This window comes from Brevundimonas sp., assembly GCF_030704825.1.
Classification (GTDB): Bacteria; Pseudomonadota; Alphaproteobacteria; order Caulobacterales; family Caulobacteraceae; genus Brevundimonas.
On the sequence record NZ_JAUYNX010000038.1, the window covers coordinates 39,916 to 55,790 of the forward strand.

Consider the following 15,875-nt stretch of genomic DNA (forward strand, 5'->3'; position numbering starts at 1 on the left):
CACTCATGCGCCCGTTCCCTGTCCCATCGTCGGATCCTTTCCCTGAGGTCCCTGCGCCTCTGGAGGAGGCCTGCGCCGCCATGCCTCGCGATGTGGCCGCGACGATGCTGTTCGCCCTGTCGCGGCGGGGCGCGGGGGATGGGCGGCCAGTGCTGATGACGGCGACGCGATCCTGGCTCGGCGAGCATGGGCGGCCCTATGGGCCCGGCATGCCGGGGATATCCCTGATCCTGGCGCCCGTGACGACGGCGGCCGAGGCGTTATGGACGCTGGAGCAGGCGCTGCGATCGGGAGCGGTGTCCCTGGCCTTGGGCGCGGTGGATGCGGCGACCCTGACGCAGACACGCCGGCTGGATTTCGCCGCCAAACAGGGCGGCTCGGTCGGGCTGGTGCTGCCGCGCGGACTGGACGGGCTCAGCGCGGCGCGGCGGCGCTGGCGGATCTCGACCCTCGCCAGCGCCGTCGATCCCGATGACGCCAAGGCGCCGGGAGCAGCGCGGCTGACGGCCGAACTGGTGCGCGGGCGGGGGGAACGGCCGGGGGCGTGGGTGCTGGAGCAGGATGATGAGACGCATCGTCTCCGTCTGGCTGATCGACTGGCCCATAGCGGTCTGGTGGCGATCGGCCATGCGGGCGCGCCGTCCGGCCTCGCCGCCTGACCCCGCCCTTGATCCGAAGAACCCGTTCGCCCTGATTCGGAAGAACAGCCGGGGCGCGGCGATCATTCATGCGCTGAATCCGGCGGCGCGGACGGCGGGCCTGCGGCGCGGCCAGACCCAGGCCGACGCCCTGGCCATGATCCCGCACCTGATCTGCAGGCCCGCCGATCCCGAGGCGGACGCCCGGGCCTTGGCGGCCCTGGCGGTCTGGGCCGAGCGCTGGTCGCCGTCGGTCAGCATCGATCCGACGGGGGAGGGGCTGGAGGGCCTGTTCCTCGACGTGACGGGCGCGACCCATCTGTTCGGCGGCGAAGCGGCCCTGCTGACGCAGATCCGCGACCGGCTGGCCGAGGCCGGGACCCGGGCCCGCATCGCCATGGCGACCACGCCGGGCGCAGCCTGGGCCCTGGCCCGCTGGGGCGAGGCGGAAGGCGGCGGTTGCATCGCCGACGAGGATACGGTGCGTGGCCTTCTGGCGTCCCTGCCGGTCGAGGCCCTGCGCATCGACGACCGCACCCTGACGCAGGCGCGCCGCTTCGGGCTGAAGCGGATCGGCGACCTCTATCCCATGCCGCGCGCGGGCTTGGCGCGGCGGTTCCGGGACGGGGACGGCGTCGGTCTGGTTCAGCGTCTGGATCAGGCGCTGGGGTTCGCTGGAGAGGCCCTGACTCCGGTGCGACCGCCGCCGAAATACCGGGCATGGCAGGCCTGGATGGAGCCGGTCGGCGACATCGAGGGGGTGGAGGCGCGGTTGACGGAATTGGCCGCCGACCTGTCCGCCCCGCTGGTGCGCGACGGGCAGGGGGCGAAGGCGCTGACGCTGACGGGGTTCCGTTCGGACGGCCGGGCCACCAGCCTGTCGGTGCGGATGGGTCGGCCCGGGCGCGACGCGGGAATCTGGCTGCGGCTGTTCCGCGAGGCGGGCTTGGGACGGCTGGAGCTGGGCTTCGGCCTCGACGCCATGATGTTGAGCGCCGATGCGGTCGAGCCCATGACCGCGCGGCAGGGAACGCTGGAAAACGAGGCCGAGGCCAAACAGGCCGAGAGTCTGGCCGCCCTGATCGACCGCCTGACCGCGCGGTTGGGCGAGGAGCGGGTGCTGACGCCTGAGTCGGTCGACAGCTGGCTGCCCGAACGCGCCGAGCGTTGGCGGCCGGCGCTGGGGCGGCGGCCGTCGGCGACGGACGGCGCCGCGCGCCGCCCCATCCTGCTGCTGGACCCGCCCGAACCGGTGGAGGCTCTGGCCGAACTGCCCGACGGCGCGCCGGTGCGCTTCACCTGGCGGCGGCTGTCGCGGCGCGTGACCCGATCCGACGGCCCCGAACGCCTGTCGCCCGAATGGTGGCGGCCCCGGCCCGATGATCGGCAGGTGCGCACCCGCGATTATTACCGCGTCGAGGATGATGCGGGGGGGCGCTACTGGCTGTTTCGCGAAGGTCTGTACGGCCGGGAGTATTCGGGGGCGATCGAGGAACGGGCGCCCTCGTGGTGGATGCACGGGGTGCTGCCATGACCGGCTGGGACGGCCTGTACGCCGAACTGGGGGCGATGACGAACTTCAGCTTTCTGGAGGGCGCGTCTCATCCCGGCGAGATCATGACGCAGGCGAAGGCCCTGGGGCTGGCCGCCGTCGGCCTGGCCGACCGCAACACCATGGCCGGGATGGTGCGGGCGTTGATGGGGGCGGAGGCGGTCGACATTCCGCTGGTCGTGGGGTCGCGGCTGGGTTTCACTGACGGGACGGAATTGATCGTCTTTCCGCGCGACCGCGCCGCTTATGGCCGGCTGTGCCGGCTGCTGTCGCTGGGCAAGAGCGAGGCAGTGCCGCAGGTCGGGGCCGATCCGGGGGGCGAGCGGATCGAAAAGGCCGAGACGCGACTGACCTTCGAACAGGCGGTCGGGCTGGGCGAGGGGATGATCGCCCTGACCCCCGCGCCGGAAAAGCCCGACGCAATGTTCGAGGCGCGGCTGGCGGCGTGGCGCGAGGCGTGGCCCGACGATCTGTATCTGGCGGCGGCGCCCCTGTGGCGGGGCGACGACCGCAAGCGGCTGAACCGGCTGGCGGCGATGGCGCAACGCACCGGGGCGCCGATGATCGCGACCAACGCCGTGCTGTATCACCATCCCGACCGGCGAATGCTGCAGGACGTCCTGACCTGCATCCGCGAGGGTACGACCATCGACAAGGCGGGCCGGCGCCTGCAGGCCAACGCCGAACGCCATCTGAAGCCGCCCACCCAGATGGCGCGGCTGTTCCGCGGTCATGAGGCGGCGCTGGCGCGGACGATGACGGTGGCGCGGGCCTGCGCCTTCTCTTTGCGGGAGCTCGAGTATCAGTACCCGGACGAACCGGTGCCAGCAGGCTGGACAGCGCAGCGCCGATTGATCCGTCTGACGTTCCAGGGCGCCCGCGGCCGCTGGCCCGACGGGGTTCCGCGGAAGGTCCGGGACACGATCGTCAAGGAGCTGAAACTCATCAAGTTTCTGAAATATGCGAACTATTTCCTAACGGTGCACGACATCGTCGCCTGGGCGCGGTCGCAGGAGGATCCGATCCTGTGTCAGGGGCGGGGTTCGGCCGCGAACTCGGTGGTTTGCTACTGCCTGGGCGTCACCAATGTGAACCCCGCCGAGCAGGACGTGCTGATCGAGCGCTTCATGTCGGCCGATCGCGACGAGCCGCCCGACATCGACGTCGACTTCGAGCACGAGCGGCGCGAACAGGTGATGCAGTACGTCTATCGCCGCTATGGCCGCGACCGGGCGGCCGTCGTGGCGACCATCATCCATTACCGGCCCCGGTCCGCGATCCGCGACGTGGGCAAGGCGCTGGGCCTGACCGAGGACGTCACTGCGCGGATGGCGGACACGGTCTGGGGCTCGTGGGGCGACGGGGTGAAGGACGAGCACGTCGATGGCGCCGGCCTGAGCCGCGACGACGCGCGCATGCGGCTGGCGCTGGAGCTGACGGCGCAGCTGATCAAATTCCCGCGCCACCTGAGCCAGCACGTGGGCGGCTATGTGTTGAGCCAGACGCCGCTGATCGAGATCGTTCCCGTCGGCAACGCCGCCATGGCCGACCGGACCTTCATCGAGTGGGACAAGGACGACATCGACTTCCTGAAGCTGATGAAGGTCGACGTCCTGGCCCTGGGGATGCTGACGGCGCTGAAGCGCGGCTTCGACATGATCGCGGAAAACTATGGGCGCCGGTTCGAACTGCATACGGTCCCGCAGGGCGATCCGGAGGTCTACGACATGCTGTGCAAGGGGGACTCCCTGGGGGTCTTCCAGGTCGAGAGCCGGGCTCAGATGGCGATGCTGCCGCGGCTCCAGCCGCGCACCTTCTACGACCTGGTGGTCGAGGTGGCGATCGTCCGGCCTGGGCCGATCCAGGGCGGGATGGTGCATCCCTATCTGAAGCGGCGGGCGGAGCGGCGGGAGGCTGAAAGGCTGGGCCGGCCCCATGTGATCGACTTCCCCCACCCGCACCCGGATCACGGCGACAAGGACGAGCTGAGACGGGTGTTGCACAAGACCCTGGGCGTGCCCCTGTTCCAGGAGCAGGCGATGCGGATCGCCATGGAGGCGGCGAAATACACGCCCGCGGAGGCCAACAGCCTGAGGCGGGCCATGGCCACCTTCCGGCACATGGGCACCATCCACGAGCACGAGGAGAAGTTCGTCGGCCGGATGATCGCGCGCGGCTACGATCCCGACTTCGCCCGCAGCTGCTTCGATCAGATCAAGGGGTTCGGGGAATACGGCTTCCCTGAAAGCCACGCCTGCTCGTTCGCGCTTCTGGTCTACATCTCGTCCTGGATGAAGCATCGCTATCCCGAGGTATTCACCGCCGCCCTGCTGAACAGCCAGCCGATGGGCTTCTATGCGCCGGCCCAACTGGTTCGGGACGCGCGTGAGCACGGGGTGGAGGCGCGTCATCCGGACGTGAACAAAAGCGGCTGGGACGCATCGCTGGAGCCGCGCGCGGGCGAAACGCGCCGTGCGCTGAGGCTGGGGCTGCGGGCCATCGACGGCTTCCGCAAGGAGTGGGCCGAGCGGATCGAGCAGGTGCGGGGCGAGCGGCCGTTCGCCGACATCGAGGACCTGCGGGTCAGGGCCCGGCTGCCGACCCAGGCACTGGACCGGCTGGCCGAAGCGGACGCCTTCGGCTCGCTGGACCTGACCCGCCGGCAGGGGCTATGGGCCGCGCGCGGGGCGCCGTCGGCAGCCTCGGCGCCCCTGTTCGAGGCGATGGGGCTGAACGAGACGGACGGCCGTCCGCCGGACGCCCTGCCGACGCTGGCGCCGTCAGAAGAGGTGGTCGGCGACTATCAGACGATCCGGCTGTCGCTGAAGGGGCATCCGCTCGCCTTCCTGCGCGACCGGCTGGACAAGGCCGGCGCCCTGACGACGGCCGACTATGCGAAGCAGGCGAGCGGGCGCCGGGTCACGGTCGCCGGCGTGGTGCTGGTGCGGCAGCGTCCGGGCACGGCCAAGGGGGTCTGCTTCATGACGATCGAGGACGAGATCGGCGTGGCCAATCTGGTGCTGTGGCCCGACGTGTTCGAGCGCCTCCGGCCCGCGGCCATGGGCGCGCGCATGGTGCTGGCGCGGGGAAAGGTGCAGACGGCCGAGGGCGTGACCCATCTGGTCGTCGACCATCTGGAGGACTGGACCCCGATGCTGGGTCATCTGACGCCAGACTCGACGCCGGGGTCGGGCCATGAACCGGCGCGGGGCCGGCATCCGCGCGACGTGCGGGTTCTGCCGGGATCGCGGGACTTTCACTAGGTGAGCGATTTCGGAAGGTCGCTTTCAACCCCATGGCGGACACACATCGCCCGATCGCGTATGAAGCCGGGAATGGACATTGCCCTTATTGCGCTAGTGGCGGCGCTGGCCTCCGCGCTCACTCTTTATTCGGGGTTCGGGCTCGGCACGCTTCTGCTTCCCGCGTTTGCGCTATTTCTTGATGCGCCGATCGCAGTCGCGGCGACGGCCATCGTCCACCTCCTGAACAATCTCTTCAAGGGCGCCCTGCTCTGGACCCAAGTGGATTGGCGGACGGTTCTGGCGTTCGGCATTCCAGCGGTCCCCGCAGCAGTGTTCGGGGCATGGGTCCTGTCGCTACTCGGGGATACGTCTCGCTTGTTCGAGTGGGACGCGTTCGGCCAGGAGTTCGGACCGACCGGAGCGGGTCTGACCATCGGTCTGCTGATGATCATCTTCGCCTTGCTGGAGCTTCAACAGTGGTTTCAAAGGCTCAAAGCCCCGCCCCGACTTGTCCCGGCAGGAGGCTTGATCACGGGCTTTTTCGGCGGACTCACGGGGCAGCAGGGAGCGTTCCGCTCGATGTTCCTTCTGCGATCTGGTCTTCGGCCAGAACGGTTCATCGCCACCGGCGTGATGATTGCCGTTCTGGTCGATCTGTCCCGCCTCGCAACCTACGCCGCCTCGTTCTCGGCAGCTGGGCTGGATTTCGCCGGGCATGAGGGCCTGTTGGTGCTGGTGGGCGCGCTCTCCGCTTTCGGTGGAGCCTTTGTCGCCACGCGCAATCTCGACAAGCTCACGATTGGGGCGATCCGATACAGTGTCGCGGCTCTGATGCTTGTGATTGGCGCAGCGCTCGCTGCCGGCATGCTCGGCTGACCTGCGACGGTTTCCCGCCCGTTGCGGACTGACTCGAAACCCGCAACCTGGAGGGCGGATATCGTCCATCCACCCCTGACGGACTTCCGGGCGAGTCTGGCGCCTATCCCCCGCGCTGATGCCGCCACTTCCAGAGGCGATAGCCCATGATCGGCGCGAACCCCCCGACCAGGGCCGCGATCAGCACTGTCCAGAAGCCGCCGCCCAGTCCATATTCGCCCACCGCCGCCCCGACTCCCGCCGCGAGCAGCGGGCCGAGCCAGGGCAGCCACGCCGGGGGCTTAGGCATCCACCTTGATGACGCCGCGCCGGATCTGGTCCAGCTCGATGGAGTCGAACAGGGCCTGGAAATTGCCCTCGCCGAACGCCTGGTTGCCCTTGCGCTGGATGATCTCGAAGAAGATCGGGCCGAAGGTGTCCTGGGTGAAGATCTGCAACAACAGGCCTTCCTCGTCCGAGCCGTCGATCAGGATGCGGTTCTTGCGCATGCGTTCGACGTCCTCGCCGTGCCCCGGCAGGCGTTTGTCGATCAGTTCGAAATAGGTCTCGATGGTGTCCTGGAAGGGGATGCCGCGGCGCTTAAGCTCTTCCACCGTCTCGAAGATATCGTCGGTGGCCAGGGCGATATGCTGGATGCCCTCGCCGTTGTAACGGCGCAGGAATTCCTCGATCTGCGAACTGTCGTCCTGGCTCTCGTTCAGCGGAATGCGGATGGCGCGGTCGGGCGCGATCATGGCCTGGGAGAACAGGCCGGTCGCCTTGCCCTTGATATCGAAATATTTCTGCTCCTCGAAGGCGAAGACGTCGCCGTAGAAGCCGGACCAGGTGCGCATCTGGCCGCGCCGCACGTTGTGGGTCAGGTGGTCCAGCATGAACAGGCCGACGGAGTTCTTGCGCTCGGCCTCCTCCCAGCCCTCGATCTCGTCCCAGCCGTCGTACAGCGAACCGGCGTCGCCATACTGGTCGACCAGATACAGCAGCGAGCCGCCGATACCCTGAAGCACATAGCGATAGCCGCCGCCCAGCGCGCCGCCGTCGTGGCCTTCGGCAGGGCGACCGCCGCGCGACACCGCGCCTTCGAAGGCCGCCTTCGCATCGGCGACGCGGAAGGCCATGCCGTTGGCGGACGGGCCGTGCTCACGCGCGAACTCTCCCGCCTGCCCCTTGGGCGAGCGGTTGACCAGCAGGGTGATGTCGCCCTGTTTCAACCGCACCACGTCATTGGCCGGGTTCACATGCGTTTGGGTGAAACCCATCATCTCGAGGCGCGCGACCATGGAGGCCGGATCGGGGCCGGTGAACTCCACGAATTCGAAGCCGTCGACGCCGAGGGGGTTTTCCTTGTCGAGGCGGGTCGCCGCGTCGGATTGGGGCGCGTCGTGCATGGGGCGTCTCCTGAGCGTGTCGATCGTAGCCGTTTGCGGGGCCGTTCTTGTGGCCGGAACCTAGGGGGGCGAAGGGCCAAAGGGAAGGCGCGCCGCGCTCACGGGCGCGTCATCCGGCGGCGGCCCATGCGGCCAGGGCGGCGTCGAGGATGACCTCCTCCCATGGCGAGGCGGCCAGGCGGGCGCCGGACAGGCCCTCGGCCGGGCGGGGGGTGCCGGAGATCATATAGGCCAGGGTGCGGCCGTCGCGGCGGTTCCAGAACAGGCCGGACTGCAGGCCGTAGGCTTCGCCGAAATGCCCGCGCCAGGCGGCGCTGTCCGCACCGAAGAAGGCATCGCCCTCGCGGCCCGTCGGAACATGCACCGACAGGCCCCAACCCTGCAGCAGACCCCGGTCGGTATGGCCATTGGGCCGGGCGGGATCGTAGGTCCAGATGGGCGCGCACATCCGGTCCAGCGTCGCTCGCGAGGCGATGGAGAGGACGCCGCCGTGGCCCGCGTACGACCGGGCCAGCCGGTCGAGATCGCGCACGGACGCCCGCAATCCGCCCTGGGGCGAGAAGACGAAGCCATTCTGGCCGATGACATAGTCGTCAGCCGTCAGGGCTGGGGATTCCGGCGCGTTGGAGATCCGTATGGCGGGCGCGGGCGCGACCTCGCCGTCCACCTGCGGCGCCCATGCGCCGTCGACCATCCGGCAGGCGGCCGAGGCCCGCGCCCGGACGGCGTCGCCGACCCCACTCCAGTTCAGTCCGGCTTCCAGCCCGAGCGGGTTCAGCACCGTGCGCTTCACGAACCGGTCCAGACGTTCGCCGGAAACGCACTCGGCGATCTGGCCGAGGACGGCGAAATTGACGTCGGCATAGGCGAAGAAGCCCGGCGGCTCGGACGGCGGCGCGAACCAGTCGCCGCCGTCGAAATGCCGCCCGCCGGCGGCGAAGGCCTCGGACAGAGGACGGCCCAGCGGCACGGGATAGCTGGGCCCATTCCTCAGGCTGGAGGTGTGGCTCGCCAGCATGGCCGGCGTGATGCGCACGCCGGGATGGGCCGGATGCCGAAGGGGGAAGCCGGCCAGATCGCCGGCGTCGTCGTCGAGCGACAGGCGACCCTGCTCGACCAGGGTCATCAGCGCGGTCATCACGACCATCTTGGTGACGGAGGCGATGCGCATCGGCGCGTCGAGGGTGAAGGGGCGGGCCTGGAGCGCGCCGCCCACGGTCAGCCGGCCCTCGCCATGGATCCGTTCGAGCACCGTCCGGCCGGCGCCGTCCCGCGCGACGACGCCGAAGCCCATGACCGTGTCCCGCCGCGACGGATCAGCCAGCGCCGCCAGGGCGTCCACATCCGACCTCACGCCTGCCCCGCTTGTCAACGGAAGGGCGGCGGCCGCGGCGATCAGGCGGCGGCGATCCAGAGGCATGGCTTACGGCCGGCCCACCACCGCGTCGACCGAACCGGTGGTCACCGGATGATAGCCAGGGCGGGCCCGGCCGTAGATGCGGGTAGCGATCGGACGGCCCCAGTCGCCCTCGGCCCACAGGCTGGTGAACAGCGGCAGGACGAATTTGCGGCGTCCCTGGGTGGTCAGGAAATGCTCCAGCGTCGGCACGGCCGGCTGGTAGCGGTGCTGGACCGCGATCTGCAGCCAGGAATACAGCACCTCGGCGTTGCCCTCCTCGCGCAGGTTCAGGGTCGATTCCAGATCGGCCAGCTGGGCGGCGGTCAGCCAGTCCGCGCCGTCTCGCGCGCCGTCGGGACGCCAGGCGAGGAAGCGCTGCCGTTCCTGCGTCGACCAGCCCGCCCACGGAACGGCCGAAGCCGGACCCCTGTCGGCGAAGAAGGCGCGGGCGGCGGCGTCAACCGGACCGAAGGCGTTGGACACCGGCGGGCGCCAGTTCGACGGCATGCCAGGCTGATAGATCCAGGCGTCCATCATCAGCTCGCGTTCCAGTCCGGCGTCGCCGGCGACCAGATGGCTTCGGATGTCCCGCAGGAACAGGTCGGTGGTCATGGGGCGGAAGGCGTTGCGCTCGAAATAGCCCTTGAGCCAGCCGTCGAACCGCTCGCGCCCGACGATGCGTTCGATGGTGAACAGGAAGGCGGCGCCCTTCTCATAGGCGACGTCGGTCAGGCCTTCGTCGGGATCGCGGCCCTCGAGGTCCAGGTGCAGGCGGGTGTCGGCGGGCGGCAGGCCGGCCATCTCGTCCTGCAGGTCGCCCCAGCCGAGCGAGGCCAGCATCAGGGCGCGGTCCCTGCCATACAGGGCCTCCATGATGCGGTTCTCGAAATAGACAGTGAACCCCTCGTTCAGCCACATATCGTTCCAGGTGGCGTTGGTGACGAGGTTGCCCGACCAGCTATGCGCCAGTTCATGCGCGACCAGCGAGACCAGCGACTGGTCGCCGGCGATGATGGTCGGGGTGGCGAAGGTCAGCCGCGGATTCTCCATCCCGCCGAACGGAAAGGAGGGCGGCAGGACCAGCAGATCGTACCGGCCCCAGCGATAGGGGCCGTACAGCCGCTCGGCGGCGTCGACCATGTCCGCCGTGGGGGCCAGTTCCGCGCGGGCGGCGGCCAGCCGCGAGGGCTCTGTGAAGACGCCGGTGCGTTCATCAATGGCGGCGAAGGCCAGGTCGCCGACGCCGATGGCGATCAGATAAGGCGGAACCGGATTGGTCATGCGGAAGCGCCAGGCCTTCATGCCGGGACCGGCGGCCTCGCCGTCGGGCGTCAGCTGCTGGGCGCTCATGACGACGCGCAGGTCGGCGGGGGCGACGATGCGGGCGTCATAGGTCTGGCGGATGCCGGGGCTGTCCTGGGTCGGGACCCAGGTGCGGGTCAGGATCGCCTGCCCCTGGCTGAACAGATAGGGCTTCTCGCCGCCGGCCGTCTGGCTCGGGGTCAGCCACTGCAGGGCGGCCGCGTCCGGGCGGGTCGAATAGGCGACGACGACGCGGCGCGTTTCGCCCGCGGCCAGGGCCGGGAAGCGCACCGTGAGGGGTTGGCCCTTGATGGCGTCGTTGGCCCCGGTCTCGTACTGCAGCGGCGCTCCGGCGGCGTCGGTGACGTTGCGGATGTCCAGATTCTTGACGTCCAGCACCACCTCGGTCGCGCCGGGGAGGCCCTGGATGTCGAGCGACGCTGTGCCGGACAGGGTGTGGGCCCGGAAGTCGGCGGTCAGGTCGAGGGCGACGTGGCGAACATGGGCGATTTCGGGCCGGGCGTAGGTGTGGGCGTCCCGCGCATACTCGGCGGGCGCGGCGGCCGAGGCCGGGAGAGGCGGCATGTCGGAGCCGGACACTGGGCCGAAGCCGGGCATGGAGGCGCATCCTCCCAGAGCCGTCGCGAGGGCGAGGGCGGAGACCAGTCCAAGCGTGCGGATCATCGGATGTCCTTGACCAGAAGGCCCGCCGTTCCTGCTCGGACGGTCGGGACGGGTTCGTTTCCTGCCGGGACAACGCCCCGGCGGGCCGAAAAGATCAAGAGGCAGCCAGAAACGGGGCAGGATTTCGCGCCTTGAACAGCCGTCCGCGCTCGGCGATCAGGACGAAGACAAGGGCGGTGAGCCCCAGCGCCACGAAGCCCACGGTCATGGGCGCGGCCGAGCCGTTGAACTGCTGGCCGATCAGGAAGCCCAGCGACGCTCCGAAGGTGGTGGAGATGAACCCCTGTGCCGAAGATGCCGTGCCGGCGATGTGGCCCATCGGCTCCATGGCCATGGCGCCGAAATTGCCGGCGATGAAGCCGAAGCAGAACATGGTCAGGGCCTGCAGGACGGCGAAGGTCCAGATCGTCTCGTGGCCGGTCAGCGCCACCGCGGCATGGACCGCCGACATGACGATGAACCCCAGCAGCGCAGTGTGCGAGATCAGCCGCGAGCCCAGCCGTTCGACCAGCCGCGCATTCAGCAGCGAGGCTACGGCGATGCCGCCGGCGATCAGTCCGAAGACGATCGTGAACAGCCGCGGCTCATGGAAGACGTCGAAGAATATCTGCTGGCTGGAATTGATGAAGCCGAACAGGGCGCCCGAGATGGCGGTGATGGCCAGGGTGTAGCCGATCGACTGGCGGTTGGTCAGCGCCTGGCGGAAGGCCGAGGCGATGCGGCCGACCTGGATCGGCATCCGGTCCCCGGGGTGCAGGGTCTCGGGCAGGCGGATGGCGGCCCAGATCGCGAAGGCGGCTCCGCCCAGCGCCAGGACGCCGAACACCCAGGGCCAGGGCGCGACGGTCAGAATGGCCTGGCCCAGCGACGGGGCCAGGATCGGCACGCCGAGGAAGACGAGGAAGCTCAGCGACATGACCCGGGCCATGGTCCGGCCCGCATAGCGGTCGCGCACGATCGAAACGGCCAGCACCCGCAGGGCGGCGGCGCCGACGCCGGTTCCGACCCGGGCGGCGATCAGCAACTCGAACGTCGGCGAGAAGGCGGCCAGCACGCTGAACACGACATAGAGGCCGAGGCCGAGCATCAGGATCGGCTTGCGTCCGAACCGGTCGGCCAGCGGTCCGTAGATGATCTGGGTCACGCCAAAACCCAGCAGATAGGCCGTGACGACCCACTGGCGGCTATTCTCGGACGCTACGTCCAGCGCCTCGCCGATGGCGGGCAGGGCGGGCAGCATCGAGTCGATGGCCAATGCGTTCAACGCCATCATCATGGCGATCAGGGCGACGAATTCGGCAAACCCGGGCCCCTTCACGGCGGCGGCAGGCGCAAGGGTCGGGGCGGTCATCGGGGGCAGATGCGGATCGCAGGCGCCCGGCGCAACAGGGGCCGCGCGAAATCACCGGGATGAAGCACGAAATCAGGGCTTCAGCCGGCGGCGCGCCGCTCGCTGTAGCGGTCGACCAGATAGTCTGAGCGGTCACGGGTCAGCAGGGTGAATTTCACCAACTCCTCCATGACGTCGACGACGCGATCGTAATAGGCCGAGGGTTTCATGCGGCCCGCCTCGTCGAACTCCCGCCAGGCCCTGGCGATCGAGGACTGGTTGGGGATGGTGATCATCCGCATCCACCGTCCGAGCAGGCGCAGGCCGTTGACGGCGTTGAAGGACTGGGACCCGCCGGATACCTGCATGACGGCCAGGGTGCGCCCCTGGGTCGGTCGGACGCCGCCGCTGTTGAGCGGCAGCCAGTCGATCTGGCTCTTCATCACGCCGGTCACTGCGCCGTGGCGTTCCGGGCTGCACCAGACCTGACCCTCGGACCACAGCGACAGTGCGCGGAGCTCCCGCACCTTCGGGTGATCGGCGTCGGTCGAGTCGGGCAGAGGCAGGCCGCGCGGGTCGAAGATGCGGATCTCGCAGCCGAGCCGCTCCAGAATGCGGGCGGCCTCTTCGGTCGCGAACCGGCTGTACGACCGTTCCCGCAACGAGCCGTACAGCAGCAGGATTCGTGGCGGATGGTCCGACCGGCGCCCGGGCTCCAGCCGCGATGAATCAGGAGCGTCGAGGAAGCGGGTGTCGGGCGTGGGTTGATCGAGCATTCATTTCTGATATTCTGGAAATATGGAAATGACAACCGCGGTCGAAAGCCTGTCCGCCCTCGCCCATGAGGGACGTCTGAAAATCTTTCGCCTGCTGGTGTCGGCCGGGCCGACGGGCGTGGCGGCCGGAGAGATTGCGCGAAGCCTCGGCACCCCGCCCAACACCCTGTCGGCCAATCTCGCCCTGCTGGCTCAGGCCGGTCTGGCGCAGTCGCGTCGCGACGGCCGGTCCATCATCTATTCGGCGCGGTTCGACCGGATGGGCGAACTGATGGCCTGGCTGGCCGCGGACTGCTGCGGCGGCGCGGCGGAGGTCTGCGCCCCGGTCGCCGCGGCGGCCCGGCGCGCGGCCTGTGCGCCCGCGAAGGTCTGACCCATGTCTGTATTTGAACGCTGGCTCAGCCTCTGGGTCTTCCTGTGCATCGTCGTCGGGATCGGGCTCGGCTGGCTGGCGCCGGACGCCTTCGCACAGATCGCCCGGATCGAGGTGGCGCGCGTCAATCTGCCGGTCGCCGGCCTGATCTGGCTGATGATCACCCCCATGCTGTTGAGGGTCGATTTCACCGCCCTGGGACAGGTCGGGCGCCACTGGCGCGGCATCGGCGTGACCCTGTTCGTCAACTGGGCGGTCAAGCCGTTCTCGATGGCGCTGCTGGCGTGGCTGTTCGTCGCGGTTCTGTTCCGGCCATGGCTGCCGGCCGACCAGATCGACGGTTACGTCGCCGGCCTGATCATCCTGGCGGCGGCGCCGTGCACGGCCATGGTCTTCGTCTGGAGCCGCCTGACCGGCGGAGAGCCGAATTTCACCCTCAGCCAGGTGGCGCTGAACGACGCCGTCATGATCGTCGCCTTCGCCCCGATCGTCGGCCTGCTGCTGGGGCTGGCGGCGATCACCGTGCCGTGGGCGACGCTTCTGATCTCGGTCGGCCTCTACATCATCCTGCCCGTCATTGCGGCCCAGATCGTGCGCCGGATGGTGTTGGCGCGGCGCGGCGAGGCGGGACTTGAGCGGCTCCTGAACCGGCTCGGCCCGGCTTCGATCACCGCCCTGCTGGCGACTCTCGTCCTGCTGTTCGGTTTCCAGGGCGAGCAAATCCTGGCCCAGCCGCTGGTCATCGGCATCCTCGCCGTCCCGATCCTGATCCAGGTCTATTTCAACTCGGCCCTCGCCTATGGGCTCAACCGGGCCGCGGGCGAGGCGCATTGCGTCGCCGGACCGTCGGCCCTGATCGGGGCGTCCAACTTCTTCGAACTGGCCGTGGCCGCGGCGATCAGCCTGTTCGGGCTGAACTCCGGCGCAGCGCTGGCGACCGTGGTCGGCGTGCTGATCGAGGTTCCCGTGATGCTGTCGGTGGTCTGGATCGTCAACCGGTCGAAGGGCTGGTACGAGGCCGGGCCCGCCGTCCGCCGCAACGCCGAACAGGAGCGCTGACATGTCCGACGCCTTCCCCGTCACCGTCTTTCACAACCCCGCCTGCGGCACCTCGCGCAACGTCCTGGCCATGGTCGAGGCCGCCGGCTACCGGCCCGAGGTGGTCGACTATCTGCAGGCCGGCTGGACGGCGGACCAGCTGCGCGACCTGTTCGCCGAGGCCGGGCTGACGCCGCGCGAGGCGCTGCGCGGGAAGGAGGCGGCCGGGATCGATCCGGGGCTGCTGGACGCCTCGACGCCGGACGACGCGATCCTGGCCGCGATGCTGGCGCATCCGGTCCTGGTCAACCGCCCCCTCGTCCGCACGCCGCGTGGCGCCGCGATGTGCCGGCCGTCCGAAAAGGTCTTCGATCTGCTGGATCGTCGGCCCGACCGCTTCGTCAAGGAAGACGGGGAAGTGGTCGACCTTCGATAAGCCGGCGCTGGCGCCCCGCCTGGCGCCCCGGCATACTTCCCTTGATCAGGGGAGGATTTTCGATGCGTCTTTCGATACTCGCGGCCGCGCTGGTCCTCGGTTGCGCCGCTCCGGCCGCCGCCCAGGCGCCGGCCCCGACAGTTCCCTCCACCGCCGCCCCGGCCGACGTCGCCACGCCCGAGGCCATCGTCGCGGCCCTCTATGGCGTCATCTCGGGCGACGCCGGAGTCCCCCGTGACTGGGCTCGCTTCCGGTCCCTGTTCCACCCGACCGCGCGCCTGGCGCCCTCGGGCGTGAATCGCGAGGGTCAGGGTGTCGTCCGCTCGGTCACGCCCGACGAATACATCACCCGCAGCGAACCCCTGTTGCTGGCCGAGGGTTTTCATGAACGCGAGATCGCCCGCCGCGCGGAACGGTTCGGCCGCATCGCCCACGTCTGGTCCAGCTATGAAAGCCTGCACCGTCTGTCGGACCCGCGGCCCTTCGCGCGCGGCATAAACAGCATCCAGCTGTTCGACGACGGATCGCGCTGGTGGATTCTCAGCGTCTACTGGCAGGCCGAGACACCCGCGGCGCCCATTCCGGCGGAATATCTGCCGCCCGCGGACTGACGCGGCCGGGATTGTATGGTGCGGGCGGCCGGGGTCGAACCGGCACTCCTTTCGGAACCGGATTTTGAGTCCGGCGCGTCTACCAATTCCACCACGCCCGCACAGGCCGCCCGGTCTTCTCGGCAGGCGGGCTTGGTAGCGTGGGCCGTCCGCCCGGGTCAATCCGCCAAAGGACGTGGCCCGGAACGGGCCGTGCAGCTGTCGAAAGCTTAATCCGTCCCGCGCATCCG

14 protein-coding genes and 1 tRNA gene are annotated in these 15,875 nt (G+C 69.3%); 8 read left to right on the forward strand and 7 right to left on the reverse strand.

What is annotated here, in order from left to right; translation table 11 throughout:
• The first annotated feature begins 80 nt into the window (after window positions 1-80).
• The 4 genes from Q8Q71_RS16315 to Q8Q71_RS16330 all read left to right on the forward strand — a co-directional run bounded on the left by Q8Q71_RS16315 (window position 81) and on the right by Q8Q71_RS16330 (window position 6,311).
• Entirely contained in the window at window positions 81-659 is a 579-nt protein-coding gene (locus Q8Q71_RS16315) for a hypothetical protein (protein WP_305760649.1), read from the forward strand.
• Window positions 565-2,172, forward strand: coding sequence for a DNA polymerase Y family protein (locus Q8Q71_RS16320; protein ID WP_305760650.1), 1,608 nt, complete (start codon window positions 565-567; stop codon window positions 2,170-2,172). Before Q8Q71_RS16315 ends, Q8Q71_RS16320 begins: the two co-directional genes overlap by 95 nt.
• Window positions 2,169-5,453 (forward strand): error-prone DNA polymerase, encoded by a 3,285-nt coding sequence (locus Q8Q71_RS16325; protein ID WP_305760651.1) that lies wholly within the window; start codon window positions 2,169-2,171, stop codon window positions 5,451-5,453. The genes Q8Q71_RS16320 and Q8Q71_RS16325 overlap by 4 nt, the downstream gene beginning before the upstream one ends.
• Before the next feature lie 72 nt (window positions 5,454-5,525).
• Window positions 5,526-6,311 carry a sulfite exporter TauE/SafE family protein gene (locus tag Q8Q71_RS16330; RefSeq protein WP_305760652.1) on the forward strand — a complete coding sequence of 262 codons (786 nt, stop codon included), beginning with the start codon at window positions 5,526-5,528 and terminating at the stop codon, window positions 6,309-6,311.
• Window positions 6,312-6,414: 103 nt separating this feature from the next.
• Here Q8Q71_RS16330 and Q8Q71_RS16335 read toward each other — a convergent pair whose 3' ends face one another.
• The 6 genes from Q8Q71_RS16335 to arsH form a co-directional block, all read right to left on the reverse strand.
• Window positions 6,415-6,600 (reverse strand): hypothetical protein, encoded by a 186-nt coding sequence (locus Q8Q71_RS16335; RefSeq protein WP_305760653.1) that lies wholly within the window; start codon window positions 6,598-6,600, stop codon window positions 6,415-6,417.
• The gene (gene hppD, locus Q8Q71_RS16340; protein ID WP_305760654.1) at window positions 6,593-7,696 is read right to left on the reverse strand and encodes a 4-hydroxyphenylpyruvate dioxygenase; all 1,104 of its coding nucleotides are present in this window, start codon (window positions 7,694-7,696) and stop codon (window positions 6,593-6,595) included. Before hppD ends, Q8Q71_RS16335 begins: the two co-directional genes overlap by 8 nt.
• A 109-nt stretch (window positions 7,697-7,805) precedes the next feature.
• Complete coding sequence (locus Q8Q71_RS16345) at window positions 7,806-9,116, reverse strand: serine hydrolase (RefSeq protein ID WP_305760655.1); 1,311 nt, start codon at window positions 9,114-9,116, stop codon at window positions 7,806-7,808.
• 3 nt (window positions 9,117-9,119) lie between these two features.
• Window positions 9,120-11,081: a M1 family metallopeptidase gene (locus Q8Q71_RS16350; RefSeq protein WP_305760656.1), complete on the reverse strand. Its 1,962-nt coding sequence runs from the start codon at window positions 11,079-11,081 to the stop codon at window positions 9,120-9,122.
• A 94-nt stretch (window positions 11,082-11,175) separates the two neighbouring features.
• The gene (locus Q8Q71_RS16355) at window positions 11,176-12,432 is read right to left on the reverse strand and encodes a multidrug effflux MFS transporter (RefSeq protein WP_305760657.1); all 1,257 of its coding nucleotides are present in this window, start codon (window positions 12,430-12,432) and stop codon (window positions 11,176-11,178) included.
• An 80-nt stretch (window positions 12,433-12,512) separates the two neighbouring features.
• The gene (gene arsH / locus Q8Q71_RS16360; protein WP_305760658.1) at window positions 12,513-13,187 is read right to left on the reverse strand and encodes an arsenical resistance protein ArsH; all 675 of its coding nucleotides are present in this window, start codon (window positions 13,185-13,187) and stop codon (window positions 12,513-12,515) included.
• 22 nt (window positions 13,188-13,209) lie between these two features.
• Between arsH and Q8Q71_RS16365 the strand changes: the two genes are divergently transcribed.
• From Q8Q71_RS16365 to Q8Q71_RS16380, 4 genes are all read left to right on the forward strand, one after another.
• On the forward strand, window positions 13,210-13,560 hold the full coding sequence (locus Q8Q71_RS16365) for a helix-turn-helix transcriptional regulator (RefSeq protein ID WP_305760659.1): 351 nt from the start codon (window positions 13,210-13,212) through the stop codon (window positions 13,558-13,560).
• 3 nt (window positions 13,561-13,563) lie between these two features.
• A complete protein-coding gene (gene arsB / locus Q8Q71_RS16370) occupies window positions 13,564-14,619 on the forward strand; it encodes an ACR3 family arsenite efflux transporter (RefSeq protein ID WP_305760660.1) in 1,056 nt (351 codons plus the stop codon).
• A gap of 1 nt (window position 14,620) precedes the next feature.
• Window positions 14,621-15,034 (forward strand): arsenate reductase (glutaredoxin), encoded by a 414-nt coding sequence (gene arsC, locus Q8Q71_RS16375; RefSeq protein ID WP_305760661.1) that lies wholly within the window; start codon window positions 14,621-14,623, stop codon window positions 15,032-15,034.
• 62 nt (window positions 15,035-15,096) lie between these two features.
• Window positions 15,097-15,645, forward strand: coding sequence for a hypothetical protein (locus tag Q8Q71_RS16380; protein WP_305760662.1), 549 nt, complete (start codon window positions 15,097-15,099; stop codon window positions 15,643-15,645).
• A 16-nt stretch (window positions 15,646-15,661) separates the two neighbouring features.
• Here the strand turns inward: Q8Q71_RS16380 and Q8Q71_RS16385 are convergent.
• Window positions 15,662-15,746: transfer RNA gene (locus Q8Q71_RS16385), tRNA-Leu, on the reverse strand.
• Window positions 15,747-15,875: the final 129 nt, after the last annotated feature.